This window comes from Rhodococcus sp. SORGH_AS_0301 (assembly GCF_030818285.1).
In the GTDB taxonomy this organism is placed as follows: Bacteria; Actinomycetota; Actinomycetes; order Mycobacteriales; family Mycobacteriaceae; genus Rhodococcoides.
In genome coordinates this window covers 1,514,884-1,529,930 of the sequence record NZ_JAUTAC010000002.1, presented here as the reverse complement: position 1 = coordinate 1,529,930, position 15,047 = coordinate 1,514,884, and the positions used below count along the sequence as shown (strand labels likewise).

16 protein-coding genes are annotated in these 15,047 nt (G+C 69.8%); 3 read left to right on the top strand and 13 right to left on the bottom strand.

Annotated elements, in window-relative coordinates; genetic code table 11:
• Positions 1-39 precede the first annotated feature (39 nt).
• Entirely contained in the window at positions 40-708 is a 669-nt protein-coding gene (locus tag QE397_RS07865) for a metal-dependent transcriptional regulator (RefSeq protein WP_027505084.1), read from the top strand.
• Between the two features lie 21 nt (positions 709-729).
• Here QE397_RS07865 and truB read toward each other — a convergent pair whose 3' ends face one another.
• The 11 genes from truB to rimP all read right to left on the bottom strand — a co-directional run bounded on the left by truB (position 730) and on the right by rimP (position 11,613).
• The gene (truB, locus tag QE397_RS07860; RefSeq protein ID WP_222649191.1) at positions 730-1,647 is read right to left on the bottom strand and encodes a tRNA pseudouridine(55) synthase TruB; all 918 of its coding nucleotides are present in this window, start codon (positions 1,645-1,647) and stop codon (positions 730-732) included.
• Between the two features lie 78 nt (positions 1,648-1,725).
• The gene (locus QE397_RS07855) at positions 1,726-2,400 is read right to left on the bottom strand and encodes a 4'-phosphopantetheinyl transferase (RefSeq protein ID WP_307097427.1); all 675 of its coding nucleotides are present in this window, start codon (positions 2,398-2,400) and stop codon (positions 1,726-1,728) included.
• A 20-nt stretch (positions 2,401-2,420) separates the two neighbouring features.
• The gene (locus QE397_RS07850) at positions 2,421-3,380 is read right to left on the bottom strand and encodes a metallophosphoesterase (RefSeq protein ID WP_027505081.1); all 960 of its coding nucleotides are present in this window, start codon (positions 3,378-3,380) and stop codon (positions 2,421-2,423) included.
• Between the two features lie 2 nt (positions 3,381-3,382).
• On the bottom strand, positions 3,383-4,753 hold the full coding sequence (locus QE397_RS07845) for an MATE family efflux transporter (protein WP_285185087.1): 1,371 nt from the start codon (positions 4,751-4,753) through the stop codon (positions 3,383-3,385).
• On the bottom strand, positions 4,750-5,691 hold the full coding sequence (locus QE397_RS07840) for a bifunctional oligoribonuclease/PAP phosphatase NrnA (protein ID WP_307097424.1): 942 nt from the start codon (positions 5,689-5,691) through the stop codon (positions 4,750-4,752). Before QE397_RS07840 ends, QE397_RS07845 begins: the two co-directional genes overlap by 4 nt.
• Positions 5,692-5,722: 31 nt before the next feature.
• Positions 5,723-6,172: a 30S ribosome-binding factor RbfA gene (rbfA, locus tag QE397_RS07835; RefSeq protein ID WP_027505079.1), complete on the bottom strand. Its 450-nt coding sequence runs from the start codon at positions 6,170-6,172 to the stop codon at positions 5,723-5,725.
• 19 nt (positions 6,173-6,191) lie between these two features.
• A complete protein-coding gene (locus QE397_RS07830) occupies positions 6,192-6,482 on the bottom strand; it encodes a DUF503 domain-containing protein (protein WP_027505078.1) in 291 nt (96 codons plus the stop codon).
• A 94-nt stretch (positions 6,483-6,576) separates the two neighbouring features.
• A complete protein-coding gene (gene infB, locus QE397_RS07825) occupies positions 6,577-9,441 on the bottom strand; it encodes a translation initiation factor IF-2 (protein ID WP_027505077.1) in 2,865 nt (954 codons plus the stop codon).
• A gap of 186 nt (positions 9,442-9,627) precedes the next feature.
• A complete protein-coding gene (locus tag QE397_RS07820) occupies positions 9,628-9,831 on the bottom strand; it encodes a YlxR family protein (protein WP_373425284.1) in 204 nt (67 codons plus the stop codon).
• 158 nt (positions 9,832-9,989) lie between these two features.
• Complete coding sequence (nusA, locus tag QE397_RS07815) at positions 9,990-10,994, bottom strand: transcription termination factor NusA (protein WP_027505075.1); 1,005 nt, start codon at positions 10,992-10,994, stop codon at positions 9,990-9,992.
• Positions 10,995-10,998: 4 nt separating this feature from the next.
• Positions 10,999-11,613 (bottom strand): ribosome maturation factor RimP, encoded by a 615-nt coding sequence (gene rimP, locus QE397_RS07810; protein WP_056444990.1) that lies wholly within the window; start codon positions 11,611-11,613, stop codon positions 10,999-11,001.
• A 162-nt stretch (positions 11,614-11,775) separates the two neighbouring features.
• Here rimP and QE397_RS07805 point away from each other — a divergent pair, with 162 nt between their 5' ends.
• Positions 11,776-12,315: a hypothetical protein gene (locus QE397_RS07805; protein WP_307092696.1), complete on the top strand. Its 540-nt coding sequence runs from the start codon at positions 11,776-11,778 to the stop codon at positions 12,313-12,315.
• Positions 12,312-12,758, top strand: a complete 447-nt coding sequence (locus tag QE397_RS07800) for a ferritin-like domain-containing protein (protein WP_027505072.1) — start codon at positions 12,312-12,314, stop codon at positions 12,756-12,758. Before QE397_RS07805 ends, QE397_RS07800 begins: the two co-directional genes overlap by 4 nt.
• 25 nt (positions 12,759-12,783) lie before the next feature.
• On the opposite strand, the gene QE397_RS07795 is transcribed toward QE397_RS07800, so the two are convergent.
• Positions 12,784-13,290, bottom strand: coding sequence for a hypothetical protein (locus QE397_RS07795; protein WP_307092694.1), 507 nt, complete (start codon positions 13,288-13,290; stop codon positions 12,784-12,786).
• On the bottom strand, positions 13,287-15,041 hold the full coding sequence (locus QE397_RS07790) for a proline--tRNA ligase (RefSeq protein WP_056444999.1): 1,755 nt from the start codon (positions 15,039-15,041) through the stop codon (positions 13,287-13,289). The genes QE397_RS07795 and QE397_RS07790 overlap by 4 nt, the downstream gene beginning before the upstream one ends.
• Positions 15,042-15,047: the final 6 nt, after the last annotated feature.

The window sequence follows — 15,047 nt, the reverse complement described above, 5'->3', positions numbered from 1 at the left end:
ACCGGTCACGTCCGGCGCACCGACGGCTAAGCTGTCGGCGTGCCAGCCCCTGCCCTCTCCACCGTCGCGCAGGACTACCTCAAGGTCATCTGGACCGCGAGCGAGTACTCCGACGAGCCGGTGAGCACCAAGATGCTCGCCTCCCGGATGTGCGTCTCGCCGTCCACGGTCTCCGAGGCCGTACGCAAACTCGCCGATCAGGGCCTCGTCGACCACGCCCGCTACGGGTCCATCACGCTCACCGAGGCCGGGCGGCGCGCCGCCATCGGCATGGTCCGCAGGCATCGGCTCATCGAGACCTGGCTGGTCGAGGAGATGGGCTACGGCTGGGACGAGGTGCACGACGAGGCCGAGGTGCTCGAACACGCGGTGTCGGACCTGCTCGTCGAGCGCATCGACGCCAAACTCGGTCGGCCGTCACGCGACCCGCACGGTGATCCCATCCCTACCATCGACGGCACCATTCCCGCGCCGCCGGCGGTACCGCTCAGCGATTTCGTCGCGGGCCAGAAGGGCCACGTCACCCGCATCTCCGACTCGGATCCGGACATGTTGCGGTACTTCGATTCCATCGGCATCACCCTCGACCTGTCGATCACGATGGTCGAGCGCCGCGACTTCGCCGGGACCGTGGCCGTGCAGGTGGCCGACACGGTACTCGACCTGGGTCATGTTGCTGCCGAGGCGATCTGGATGACCACGGACTGACGCCGGACCGCCCCGACGAACTCAGGGGCGCAGCGTGGCCGGCCGCACGACCATCACGGTGCTGGCCCGCTTGCCGCGTTCCTGCACCAGGGCGATGGTGTGGCCGTTCTCGTCCAGTGCCGCGTAGATGCCGGGCATCCCGATCGGGTCGAGCCAGCGTCCCTGGCTCAACGATTCGGCCTCGTCCGACGTGACCGTCCGGTGCGGGAACGCCGTGCGAGCGGCAGCGTCGATGTCGAGGCTCACGTGCGGGTCGTCCCGCACCTCGTCGAGAGTGCGGGCGTGCTCCAACGTGAACGGTCCGACCCGGGTGCGCCGCAACGCGGTCAGGTGGCCGCCGACGCCCAGGGACGCACCCAGGTCTCGCGCGAGCGCCCGCACGTAGGTCCCGGACGTGCACTCGACATGGACGTCCAGATCGATCACGTCGCTCCCCCGGCGACGCTCCAGGACGTCGAAGCGGGAGACGGTGACCGTGCGCGGTTCGAGCACGACGTCCTCGCCCTCCCGAACGAGAGCGTGGGCGCGCTTGCCGTCCACCTTGATGGCGCTGACACTCGACGGGACCTGACTGATCTTCCCGGTCAGCGCGGCGACGGCCTCGTCGATCCCGGAGTCCGTCACCGCACTCGCGTCTGCCGTCGACACCGTCTCGCCCTCGGCGTCGTCGGTGGTGGTGGCGGCTCCGAGGCGGACGGTCGCGGTGTACTCCTTGGTGGTCAGCGACAGCAGACCCAGCATCTTGGTCGCTCGCTCGACACCGAGCACCAGCACCCCCGTCGCCATGGGATCGAGCGTGCCGGCGTGTCCGATGCGGCGCGTCTTCAAGGCCTTGCGACAGGCGGAGACGACGTCGTGGCTGGTGACTCCGCCACTCTTGTCCACCACCAGAAGTCCGGCGCCGTCGAGTCCTGTGGGGGGTTTGGGGTGAGCTGGCACGAGGGAGAAGTCTGTCAGAAGATCGCGGGAAGGCCGGAGGCCGGCCGTCCATAAAGCGGGAAGGCCGGAGGCCGGCCGTCAGAAGACCGTGATTGCAGTGACGACGAGGCCGTCGGAGACGGCCCAGCGTCCGTCGAGGGAGGTGAGCGGTGCGCCGCTGGTGGTGTCGCCGGGGACCAGCAGCCGGGAGCGGAAGGTACCGGTGATGGTCGAGCGTCCCGCCGAGTCGGCATCGCGCTCGAAGGTGATGTGCGCGTCCTCGAATCCGAGCCACCGCCCGGTCAGCGGGTACCAGGCCTTGTACGTCGCCTCCTTCGCGCAGAACAGCAGCTTGTCCCACTGCACCTCGTCGTCGGTGCGCGTGGCCAGGACCTCACGCTCGGCCTCGATGCTCACGGCTTTCAGCACGCCGTCCGGCAGCGGTTCGTGCGGTTCCGCGTCGATGCCCACCGAGCGGACCAGCAACGCGTAGCCCACGGCGGCGGCGCGATAGCCGTCGCAGTGCGTGAGCGAGCCGACGACGCCGCCCGGCCACACCGGCGATCCCATCTCGCCGCGCAGGATCGGACCGGGCTCGAGTCCGAGCCGGCCCATCGCGAGCCGGGCGCAGTGCCGCGCCGAGGTGAACTCGCGCTTGCGCTTGTCGACGGCCTTCTCCACGAGATGCGCCTCGCGGGGGTGCGGGGTGAGACCGGGCGGATCCTCGAACAGCTCCTCGGCGACGACGCCGCGCGCGAGCAGCCCGCCGAGCAGGGAGGTCTCTCGTGCCGTCGTCACAGTCGCTTCTCCGCTCGCATCTTCTCCACTTCCGCTTCCATCTCCGGCGTGACCGTGAAGTGGCCGCCGAACTTGTTCAACGATCCCGGCGGGTACTCGGGGACCGGAAGGATTTGTCGCAGCACCTGATCCGGGAGTCCGCGGCGTTTCCACTCGCGCGGGTAGCCCACCGACACCTCCTCGAACCGCACGCCGTCGTAGTACGTCGTCCGTGGGATGTGGAGGTGGCCGTAGACCGCACACAGGGCGTTGTAGCGGGTGTGCCAGTCCTTGGTCGCCGTGGTTCCGCACCAGAGGGCGAACTCGGGATAGAACAGCACCTCGGTGGGCTGCCGCACCAGCGGCCAGTGGTTGATCAGCACCGTCGGGATCGAGGTGTCCACCTCGGCCAACCGCTTCTCGGTGATCGCCAGCCGCGCCGCGCACCACGCGTCGAGGGACGCGTAGGGCGTCGGGGTGATGAGGAACTCGTCGGTGGCCACCACGTTGCGGCTGCGCGCCAGCGCCAGACCGTCGAGCTTGTTCGTGGTGCCCGCAGGCAGGAACGAGTAGTCGTACAACACGAACATCGGCACCAGCGTGACGGGGCCCACATATCCCGACCGGCCTCCGGCCTGCCCGACCTCCCCCTCCCACACGGGGAACGGGTCCTCGGGCGTCAGCACACCCAGTTCCCGGCACATCGTGACCAGGTAGTCGTAGCGCGCCTCACCGTGCATCTGTACCGGGTCCTTGACCGTGGTCCACAGCTCGTGGTTTCCCGGCACCCAGATCACGGTGTCGAACTTCGACTTCAGCTCGGCGAGCGCCCAGCGGATGTCGTCCGTCTTCTCCGACACGTCTCCGGCGACGATCAGCCAGTCCTCGGGGCTCTCCGGTTCGATGGCCTCGGTGACGGGCCGGTTGCCCTTGTGACCGACGTGGATGTCGCTGACGGCCCACAACTTGGCTGGCACACTCACGACCCTTCTGCGGTTGATGTTCGGCTCCCGACGGTATCGGTCCCCGTTCTGATCCAGGCGCCCGACGCGGTCCGCCAGACCACGGAGACCGCTCTCAGGCTGACGAACACCATCAGGCCCACCCAGATTCCCGGCAACCCCCAGTCGAGGATCGCCGCGAGCCAGATCAGCGGCAGGAATCCGACGACGGCGCTCGCGAGAGTCGCGTTCCGCAGGAAGGCGGCATCCCCGGCCCCGAGCAGCACACCGTCGAGGGCGAACACGACGCCGGCGACGGGGATCAGCGCGACGAACAACCACCAGATGCCGTCGATGCTCGTCAGGGTCGACGAGTCGGACGTGAAGAGCGGCGGGATCACGGCGTGGGTGGCGGCGAACAGTCCTGCGAGCACCACGGCGAAACCGACGGACCACGCGGTCACCCGCGAGGCGAGCATCGACGCGGCGCGGCCACGGCCCGCCCCCAACGCGGCGCCGACCAGGGACTGTGCGGCGATGGCCAACGAGTCCAGCATCAACGCGACGAGATTCCACAACTGCAGAACCACCTGATGGGCCCCGACCGCACCGGCACCGAAGCGTGACGCCACGGTCACCGCGGACAGGAAGCAGGCCTGGAAGGCGAACGAGCGGAGCACGAGGTCCCGGCCGAGGACGAGCTGGCGGCGGATGATCGCGAGATCCGGCCGGAGCGAGCGGGTCCGCGGCCCGCGCATCAGGGCAGAGACGAACAGCGTCGCTGCGACGGCCTGGCCGATGACGTTGGCCACGGCGGATCCGACGAGGCCGAGGGCCGGAACGCCGATCAGACCGTGCACGAGGACGGGACACAGCACGGCCGACAGTGCGAGCCCCGCCACCACGTACCGCAACGGCCGCACGGTGTCCTGCACGCCCCGCATCCACCCGTTCCCGGCGAGCGTGACGAGGATCAACGGGGTACCGAGCACGCCGACTCGGAGCCACGTGGTGGCCTCGGCGGTGATGTCTCCCCCGCCGCCCAGCACCGACAGGATCGGGTTCGCGAAGAGCTGGACCACCAGGATCAGCAGGAGGCCCAGCACCACTGCGAGCCACGTGGCCTGGACGCCCTCGTTGCGGGCGTCGTCGTCCCGGCCCGCACCGTGCAGCCGTGCCGCGCGCGCGGTCGTCCCGTACGAGAGAAACGTCAGCTGCGTACTCACCTGGGCGAGAACGAGGCCACCGACGGCCAGACCCGCGAGTGGGAGCGCACCGAGTCGACCCACCACCGCGGAGTCGAAGAGCAGGTACAGCGGCTCGGCCACCAGGACGCCGAGTGCGGGGAACGCGAGGCCGAACAAGGTGCGAGCGGACACCCGCCCGTCCACGGCGGAGCGATCGGTCACCCGAGCGCGGCGACCAGGGCGTCGACGTCGTCCTCGATCGGGCCCGTCGCGGTGTAGCCGGCGGAGAACTTGTGGCCGCCCCCACCCAGCGCGGACGCCACGACGGAGACGTCGACACTGCTCTTCGCGCGCAACGACACGGCCCAGCCCGCCTCGTTCTGCTTGAACACGGCGGCCACCTCGGCCTCCGCGGTGGTGCGCACGATGTCCACGACGCTCTCGATCTCCTCGGGACGCAGTCCGCGAGAGTCCTCGAGCCGCACGATCGCGTAGACGAGCCCACGCGAGCCGGCCGCGTCCGGCACCAGGCGCGCCGAGCCCAGGACGGCGCCCAGCATCGGCAGCCAGGCGAAGGGGTGGGTGTCGAGCAGGCGGCGCGAGATGGCGGCGCCGTCGATCCCGGTCGCGAGAAGTCGCTCGGCCAGCAGGTGGGAGCCCGGCCGGACCCAGCGGAACGATCCGGTGTCGGTCACGAGGCCGGCGAACAGGCAGTGCGCGAGGTCCCGGTCGATCTCGACGCCCCACTCGTCGAACAGCACGGCGACCACCGCTGTGGTGGACTCCGCACTCGCATCGATCACGTGATGCGAGCCGTAGAAGGTGTTGGACCGGTGATGGTCGACGACCAGGGACACGGCGCCGTCCAACCGGTCACCCAGTGACCCGAGCCTGCCTCGACTGCCGGCGTCCACGGTGACCACCAGGTCCGCGTCCGTCGGGACCTGGGCGGGCGGCACCAGGAACTCCGCTCCCGGCAGACCGATCATCGACTCGGGCAACGAGGCGGGCGCCGCGAACGACACGGTCGGCCGCGCGCCGCGTCGCGAGAGCGCGACGGCCAGGGCGAGCGCACTGCCGATGGTGTCGGCGTCGGGTTGCACGTGGCACAGCAGAGTCACCGTCCGGGCGTCCTCGAGAAGACGGACGGCTTTCTGCATGTCTGCGCGCAGCGTGTCGGTCACCGGGGTCTCAGAGCTCGTCGGTGTCGCTTCGAGGCACCTTGTACGGATCCGGATCACCGGCGGGCTGCGCCCCCGCAGCGGCCTGAGCCACCTTGTCGTCGATCTGGCGGGCACGCTCGAGCAGTTCCTCCATGTGGCGCGCGGTGTCGGGCACCGTGTCCGCACGGAAGGTCAGCGTCGGGGTGAAGCGCACGCCGGTACCGGCACCGACCTTGGTGCGCAGAGCGCCCTTGGCCTTCTCCAGACCCAGAGCGGCAGCCTGGAAATCGGGCTCGGCGTCGAGCGTCTCGCCGCGCACGGTGTAGTAGACGGTGGCGTCGTGCAGGTCCGGGGTCACCTTGGTGTCGGTGACCGTCACGAACGACAGCCGCGGATCCTTGATCTCGTGATCGATGGCCGTCGCGACGATCGCACCGATGCGCTTGGCCAGTTTACGAGCGCGGGCTTGGTCCACCACGATGCGTCTCCTTCGTCCATCAGTCCTCTGGCCCGAACACTCGGCGCCGAACTGCGAGTAGTTGTAGTTCCGGCCTCTCGGCCACGTGTCGCTCGCACGAGTCGAGTACCTCGTGCAGGTGGGCGACGTCCCCGGTGGCGATGGCGACACCCACCATCGAACGACGGTAACGCTCTTGTTCCCCGGTCTCGGCGGCCGACACACCGAAGCGCTGCAGGGCAGCGACGACGGGCTTGATCACCGAACGTTTCTCCTTCAGCGAATGTACGTCGCCGAGCAGGATGTCGAGTTCGAGAGCACCGAGAAACACGAGCACCTCATCGATAGCAGGGTCGGACACCGTCTTCGACGAACGGGTGTGGCCCGCGGACATACCGCGGGCCACACCCGTACGTTCTCGTCGATCAGTCGCGCGGCTTCTCCCGAAGCTCGTACGCCTCCACGACGTCTCCGACCTTGATGTCGGAGTACGTCACCGTCAGACCACACTCGTAGCCCTCGCGGACCTCGGTGGCGTCCTCCTTCTCGCGCCGGAGCGACGAGATGGTGACGAGCTCGGCGACCACGTTGTTGTCACGCAGCAGTCGAGCCTTCGCGTTGCGGCGCACCAGACCCGAGGTGACGAGGCAACCGGCGATGTTTCCGACCTTCGAGGAACGGAACAGCGCGCGGATCTCGGCCTGGCCCAGCGTGACCTCTTCGTAGACCGGCTTGAGCAGACCCTTGAGGGCCTTCTCGATCTCGTCGATCGCCTGGTAGATCACCGAGTAGTACCGGATGTCCACGCCCTCGCGGTTCGCCAGCTCCGTCGCCTTGCCCTCGGCACGTACGTTGAAGCCGATGATGATCGCGTTGGACGCCGACGCCAGGTTGACGTTGGTCTCGGTGACACCACCCACGCCGCGGTCGATGACGCGCAGTTCGACCTCGTCGTCGATCGCGATACCGACCAGCGCCTCCTCCAAGGCCTCCACGGTGCCGGAGTTGTCGCCCTTCAGGATCAGGTTGAGCTGCGACGTCTCCTTCAGTGCGGCATCGAGATCGTCGAGGCTGATCCGCTTGCGCGACTTCGCTGCCAGCGCGTTGCGCTTGCGAGCGTTGCGGCGGTCCGCGATCTGACGGGCGATGCGGTCCTCGTCGACGACGAGCAGGTTGTCACCGGCACCCGGCACCGACGTGAAGCCGATGACCTGAACGGGACGCGACGGGAGCGCCTCGATGACGTCCTCGCCGTGCTCGTCGACCATGCGACGGACGCGACCGTAGGCATCGCCGGCGACGATCGAGTCACCGACACGCAGGGTTCCGCGAGCGATGAGCACGGTGGCCACCGGTCCGCGACCACGGTCGAGATGTGCCTCGATGGCGACACCCTGTGCGTCCATGTCCGGGTTGGCGCGCAGATCGAGCGCCGCGTCGGCCGTCAACAGCACTGCCTCGAGAAGGGCATCGATGTTGGTGCCCTGCTTGGCCGAGATGTCGACGAACATCGTGTCGCCGCCGTACTCCTCGGCGATGAGGCCGTACTCGGTCAGCTGCTGCCGGATCTTGTCCGGGTTCGCGCCTTCCTTGTCGATCTTGTTGACCGCGACCACGATCGGCACGTCTGCTGCCTGGGCGTGGTTGATCGCCTCCACCGTCTGCGGCATGACGCCGTCGTCGGCCGCGACCACGAGGATCGCGAGGTCGGTGGCCTTCGCACCACGGGCACGCATGGCGGTGAAGGCCTCGTGACCGGGGGTGTCGATGAAGGTGACCAGACGCTCGTTGCCCTCGAGCTCGGTGAGGACCTGGTAGGCACCGATGTGCTGCGTGATGCCACCGGCCTCGCCCTCACGCACGGTGGCGTTACGGATCGAATCCAGCAGTCGCGTCTTGCCGTGGTCGACGTGACCCATGACGGTGACCACGGGGGGACGCTGCTCGAGCTCGTCCTCGCCGCCCTCGTCCTCGCCGTAGGTGAGGTCGAACGAGTTCAGCAGTTCGCGGTCCTCGTCCTCTGGGCTCACGACCTGGACGACGTAGTTCATCTCGCCGCCGAGCAGTTCGAGCGTCTCGTCGTTGACCGACTGAGTCGCCGTCACCATCTCGCCGAGGTTGAACAGCGCCTGCACGAGTGCAGCCGGGTTCGCGTCGATCTTGTCCGCGAAGTCGGACAGCGATGCGCCGCGAGCGAGACGGATCGTCTCACCGTTGCCACGGGGCAACCGCACGCCACCGACTGCGGGAGCCTGCATGGATTCGTACTCGGCGCGCTTCGCCCGCTTCGACTTGCGGCCACGACGGACTGCGCCGCCGGGACGACCGAACGCGCCTGCCGCGGCACCGCGCTGGCCGGGACGGCCACCGCCACCGGGACGACCACGGAAGCCGCCACCGGCAGGTGCGCCGGCACCGGGAGCGCCGGGTGCACCGCCGCCGCCACCGCGGTAACCGCCGCCGCCACCGGCACCGCCGGGACGACCGCCCGGTGCGCCGCCGGGACGACCCGGACGACCGCCGGCTGCGGGAGCCGGACGAGCCGAGCGGCTCGGCATGGCACCCGGGTTCGGGCGGGGAGGCATGGAGCCGGGATTGGGACGGGGTCCGCCGGGGCGAGGTCCACCCTGACCTGCGGGGGGACGACCTGCTCCACCCTGAGCGGGTGCGCCGCCGGCCGGACGAGGTCCACCCTGGCCCGGAGCCGGACGCGGGGCGCCGGGTCGCGGACCGGCCTGTCCCGGAGCGGGACGCGGCGCGGGGCGCTCGACGGGTGCGGACGAGTAGGGATTGTTGCCGACGCGCGGTGCCTTCGGTCCCGGCTTGGGGCCGGGAGCAGCGGGCGCTGTGGGCGCCGACGCTGCCGGTGCCTCGGGGGCGGGTGCCGCCGGAGCAGCCGGTGCCGCGGGAGCGGCAGGTGCTGCGGGTGTCGGAGCCGGGGCAGCGGGTGCCGGGGCGGCGGGAGCCGACGGGGCCGGAGCCTGCGCGGCGGGCGCCTCGGGTGCTGCTGCGGCCGGTGCCTCGGGGGCCGCCGGAGCCGGCTTCGGACCGGGGCGGGGGCCGCCCGGCTTCGGGCCTGCGCCGTTTCCGGACGGACGGGCGCCGGTCGACGGTGCCGCGTCGCCGGACGCGGACGGGTACGACTCACGGAGACGTCGCGCGACCGGTGCTTCCACGGTCGACGACGCCGACTTCACGAACTCGCCCTGCTCTTTCAGCCGAGCGAGTAGATCCTTGCTGGTGACACCGAGTTCTTTAGCCAACTCGTGCACGCGGGCCTTGCCTGCCACTGCTCTCCTCACTGAGAGGTCGAGCGCGGCTCCTATGGCAGGCGCCCGCACGACCTCGGGTTATCTCGAAACGATGTTCATCGTCGGTGCTTCACGGTGTGCTCATGAATTCGTGTACCTGTTCTCCTCGTGGCGCGGCGAGGTGCCGCGACCGTTCGGCCGGTCGATCGGGTGTGGTCCACACCGTCACGGTGCGAACTCTCGGGCAAGCGCGGACAGGTCCAGCGGACCGGTCACGCGCAAGGCACGCCCGAAGGCTCGACGTCGCTCCGCCTGCTGCAGACAAGTCGCGTCGGGATGCAACCATGCACCCCGGCCGGGCAGTCTGCGGCGATGATCGACCACGGCACCGACCGTGCCGGTGTCGGAGACGCCGGCGACGATCCGCACCAAGGCGGAAGGCGACTCGCGCTGTCTGCATCCTACGCACGTACGCACCGGTCCACCTGGTGCGGACGCGGTGTCGTCGGACAACGCGTGTCGAGCCGTGTCACAGTCTAACGCGGATTCGGTCCGGTTCGGAACGTCGCCCGCTCGCGCGCGCCGACTCAGTGATCGTCCTCGGTCGGCGCGGCGTCGCTCCGGATGTCGATACGCCACCCGGTCAGGCGCGCGGCGAGCCGCGCGTTCTGACCTTCCTTGCCGATCGCGAGCGACAACTGGTAGTCGGGCACCACCACACGAGCGGCGCGGGCAGCCGCGTCGACGACCGTGACAGAGACAACCTTCGACGGTGACAACGCATTCCCGACGAACACGGCGGGATCGTCGTCGTAGTCGATGATGTCGATCTTCTCGCCGGCCAGCTCGCTCATGACGTTGCGGACACGCTGGCCCATCGGACCGATGCACGCGCCCTTGGCGTTGAGGCCGGACACCGACGTCCGCACGGCGATCTTCGACCGGTGTCCCGCCTCGCGGGCCACCGACACGATCTCCACGGACTCGTCCGCGATCTCCGGCACCTCGAGCGCGAACACCTTGCGGACCAGGTTGGGGTGCGTCCGGGACAGGGTGACCTGCGGGCCGCGATTTCCGCGGGTGACGCCCACGACGTAGCACTTGATCCGGTCGCCGTGCTCGTACGTCTCACCGGGCACCTGCTCCGCCGGCGGGATGGTCGCGTCCACGCCCTCGGAGTCGCTGCCGATCCGCACCACGACCGTGCCGCGTGCGTTCAGCCGTGCGTCGGCCTGGATGACACCGCCGACGATCTCGCCCTCGTGCGTCGAGTACTCACCGAACGACTTCTCGTTCTCGGCGTCCCGGAGTCGCTGCAGGATGACCTGACGCGCGGTGGTCGCGGCGATGCGACCGAACCCCTCGGGGGTGTCGTCCCACTCGGAGACGAAGTTCCCGTTCTCGTCGGTCTCGCGTGCCATGACGCGGACCTCGCCACTCTTGCGATTCACGTCGATGTAGGCGTCGGACCGGTGACCGGCCGTGTGCTTGTACGCGGTGAGCAGCGCACTCTGCAGCGTCTCGATCACCGCGTCGATGGTGATGCCCTTCTCCGCCTCGATCGCGCGGAGGGCAGTCATGTCGATGTTCACGTCGTTATCGGCTTTCGTCGTCTGTGTCGTCGTCTTCGTCACCGGAGACGGGCTCCTCCGGCGGGTTCAGCGGATCGAAGCGTCCGGGCGTGACGCCGCCCGCCATCTCGAGCTCCGCAGGATTGGGCTTCTTGAACTCCACCTGCACGGTGGCCGACGTGACCGCGTCGAGCGGCACGGTGCGCAGCGTCGGACCGGTGCGCGAGCGGAGAACGAGATCCAGTTCGGTCGTACCGCCCTCCGAGGTCCTGAGCTCACCGACGCGGGCGTCGATCGTCTCGTCCCCGAGCGCGACGGTGACCATCCGGCCGCGAGCACGACGCCAGTGGCGAGGCTCGGTCAGGGGTCGGTCGACACCGGGCGTGGTCACCTCGAGGTTGTACGCGGTGTCCCCGAATTCGGTTGCCGCGTCCAGGATGTCGGAGATCTCGTGGCTCAGCCGAGCGAGCGCGTCGAGCTCGAATCCGGAATCCCGATCGACGATCACCTTGACGACGCTGTGAGCACCGGCCTTCGACACGGTGACGTCCTCGAGATCGAGATCGCCGTCGGTGAACCCCGGGCCCGCCACGTGTGCGGAGAGGAGTGCGACGACCCTCTCCCTGGATGGAACCGGCATCGCTCGACCACTCCTCGCTGAAGTTGTACAGCTCGCCACCGGCGAACTGGGAAGGGACCACGATACCGCGACCGGGGCGCGTCTCCCGACACGCTGCGTCGTCGCGCCGAGAGTGCTCGTGTCCGGCGCGGGGACGGTGTCCGTGTCTGGCACGATGACCGGGTGCCACCGACAGTTCCGCACCGACCGGTCTTCCTGCACGGCCGCAGTCTCCCGACGCTCTCGCGGCGCACGATGTTGCGCGGTGCGGCGGCAGTGGTCGCAGGCACGACGATCCTCGCCTCGACGGTCGCGTGCTCGGACGGTACGCAGGACGACGAGGCGGCGCAGCCCGATCCGCTCGCGGCCCATGCCGCCCGGGCCCGCCGCGACGCGGCCGCCGCAACGGCGGCGATCGCGCAGAACCCGGCGGCGGTCGACACTCTCACCGTGATCGCCGATCAGCGGACCGCCCACGCCGACGCACTCGACACCGAGATCGCACGTCTCACTCCCCCGCCCACGGTGTCCGGGACCGCCACTGCGACGACCGGCACTGCCGAGCCGGTGCCGGCTCCGGCTCTCATCGACTTGTCCACGGCGCTGTCGGACGCGGGCCGCAGCGCAGCCGACGACGCGCGTGCGCTGTCCGGTTACCGAGCGGGCCTGCTCGGGTCGATCAGTGCCGCGTGCACGCTGGCGTCCGCGGCGGTGGCCGGATGAGTGATCTCGGCCCAGAGCAGCAGGCCCTCGTGGACGCGCTGAACGTGGAGTTCGCCGCCGTCTTCGCGTACGGCGTCATCGCGGCGTTCTCGAACCCCACCCGCGATCCGATGGTCGCGCAGTACGCCGCCGACCACCGAGCGCGGCGCGACGGCACCATCGACGCCCTGACCGCGGCCAGCGTCACCGCACCGGAGCCCGCGGCCGGGTACACGGTGCCGTTTCCGGTGACCGACGCGGTGGCAGCGGCACGGCTCGCGGCGCAGGTCGAGGACGACGCCGCAGTCGCCTGGCGGTCGGTCGTCGAACGGGCCCAGTCCGGGCACACCCGCGACATCGGCATCGTCGCCCTCACGGACTCAGCTCGGCGCGCTTCGGCGTGGAAGGCGATTCTCGGCATCTTCCCGTCGACGGTGGCCTTTCCCGGCACTCCGGCGACCTGACCCCTCCGCCGGTCGGGACCTCGACTCAGGGTTGATCGGTCACGGCGGCGACGATCACCGCGGTGCCCGCGGTCCACGACGCCGCGGCGAGCCGTGGGTGACCGTCGACCATGTCCTGCACCGCTGTCCACGTCGCCCCGTCGGCGTCACCGGTGACCACCACGGCGGTCCCGGGTCGACCGAGCACCAGCGCCCACTCGAGGTACTGCACGGCCTCGGCCGCACCGGCCCGCGAGACGTCGACGGACACCACACCGAAGGTCGTGTCGTCGTCCGTGCGGAGCTGCGGCAACGATCCGGCGGGTTCGCCGGCGACGATCTCCACCCGGCCTCGTGCCGCCTCCGTGTCGGCCCGGACGGCCGCGACGCTCTCGTCCGCGGCGAGCACCACGACCGAGCCGCGCTCGCCGACCGCGTCGGCCGCGAGAGCGGCCGATCGTCCGTGTGTCGGCGCGATCAGCAGGACTCGGCGAGCGTCGACGAGCCGGGTCAGGACGGCAGGGAGAGACTCGCTCGACGACGAGGTGCTCACACGGGTCGCCCGACCGCGCGCAGGACCTCCCGGCCCGCCGACTCGGCCGGAACGTCGCGAGCCTCACCGGTGAAGCGATCCTTCAGCTCGACGGTGCCGTCCGCCCAGCCGCGACCGAGGACGACGACGAGCGGCACACCGATCAGCTCGGAGTCCTTGAACTTCACACCGGGAGACACCTTGGGACGGTCGTCCAGGACGACCTCGAGTCCGTGCGCGTCGAGTTCGACGGCGAGCGCCTCGGCACCCTCGCGCGCGCCCACGTCCTTGTTGGCGATGACGATGTGCACGTCGGCGGGTGCGACGGACGCGGGCCACCGCAGACCCTTGTCGTCGTGCATCTGCTCGGCGATGACAGCCACCAGGCGAGACACGCCGACGCCGTACGAGCCCTGGAGCAGGCGGGTGGGCTTGCCGTTCTCGCCGAGGACGTCGACCGCGAAGGCGTCGGTGTACTTGGTACCGAGCTGGAAGATGTGGCCGATCTCGATGCCGCGAGCGGACACCAGTGCGCCGCGGCCGTCCGGAGAGGGATCACCGTCGCGCACCTCGGCGGCCTCGATGGTGCCGTCCGCGACGAAATCGCGGCCCGCGACCAGATCGACGACGTGCTTGCCCTTCTCGTTCGCGCCGGTGATCCACGCCGTGCCGTCGACGACGCGAGGGTCGACGAGGTAACGCACGCCGTTGTCCTGCAAGGCCTTCGGTCCGATGTACCCCTTGACGAGGAACGGATTGGCGGCGAAGTCCGCGTCGCCCAGCATGACGAACTCGGCGGGGGCGAGGGAGGCCTCGAGGCGCTTCTCGTCCACGTCACGATCACCGGGAACGCCGATGGCGAGCAGTTCCCACTCACCGCCGGGGACGCGTGTCTTGAGCAGCACGTTCTTGAGCGTGTCCGCCGCGGTGACCGTGCGGCCGAGATCCGCACCGTTCGCCCAGTCGACGAGCGTCGCGATGGTCGGGGTGTCGCCGGTCTCGTGCACCGTCGGTTGCGGCAGGCCCTCGAGGGGGATCGACGGCGGAGCCGGCGTCGTGACGGCCTCGACGTTCGCGGCGTACCCGGACTCGACACACCGCACGTAGGTGTCCTCGCCGACGACCGATTCCGCGAGGAACTCCTCGGACGCGCTCCCGCCCATCGCACCGGACGTGGCCGCGACGATGACGTAGCTGACACCGAGGCGCTCGAAGATCCGCTGGTACGCCTCGCGGTGGGCCTCGTAGGAGGTCTTCAGACCCGCCTCGTCCAGATCGAACGAGTACGAGTCCTTCATGACGAACTCACGGCCGCGCAGGATGCCGGCCCGCGGACGCTCCTCGTCGCGGTACTTGGTCTGGATCTGGTACAGCGTGACCGGCAGGTCCTTGTAGGAGCTGTACTCCCCCTTGACCGTCAGCGCGAAGAGCTCCTCGTGCGTCGGCCCGAGCAGCATGTCGACGCCCTTGCGATCCTTGAGCCGGAACAGCCCGTCGCCGTACTCGGTCCAGCGGTTGGTCACCTCGTACGGTTCGCGCGGCAACAGCGCCGGCAGCGAGATCTCCTGGCCACCGATCGCGTTCATCTCCTCGCGCACCACCTGCTCGACGCGGCGCAGCACCCGGAGCCCGAGCGGCAGCCACGAGTACACACCGGGAGCGATGCGGCGGACGTAGCCGGCGCGCACCAGGAGCTTGTGGCTCGGTACCTCGGCATCGGCGGGATCGTCGCGGAGCGTGCGCAGGAACAGGTGGGACAGACGGGTGATCACAGGCGC

What these genes read in the sequence shown, in the direction of transcription:
- QE397_RS07840 (WP_307097424.1), bottom strand. Translation starts at nt 5,691, where the DNA reads ATGCAGAAAGCCGTCCGTCTTCTCGAGGACGCCCGGACGGTGACTCTG.
- rimP (WP_056444990.1), bottom strand. Translation starts at nt 11,613, where the DNA reads ATGCCGGTTCCATCCAGGGAGAGGGTCGTCGCACTCCTCTCCGCACAC.
- QE397_RS07800 (WP_027505072.1), top strand. Translation starts at nt 12,312, where the DNA reads ATGAGTGATCTCGGCCCAGAGCAGCAGGCCCTCGTGGACGCGCTGAAC.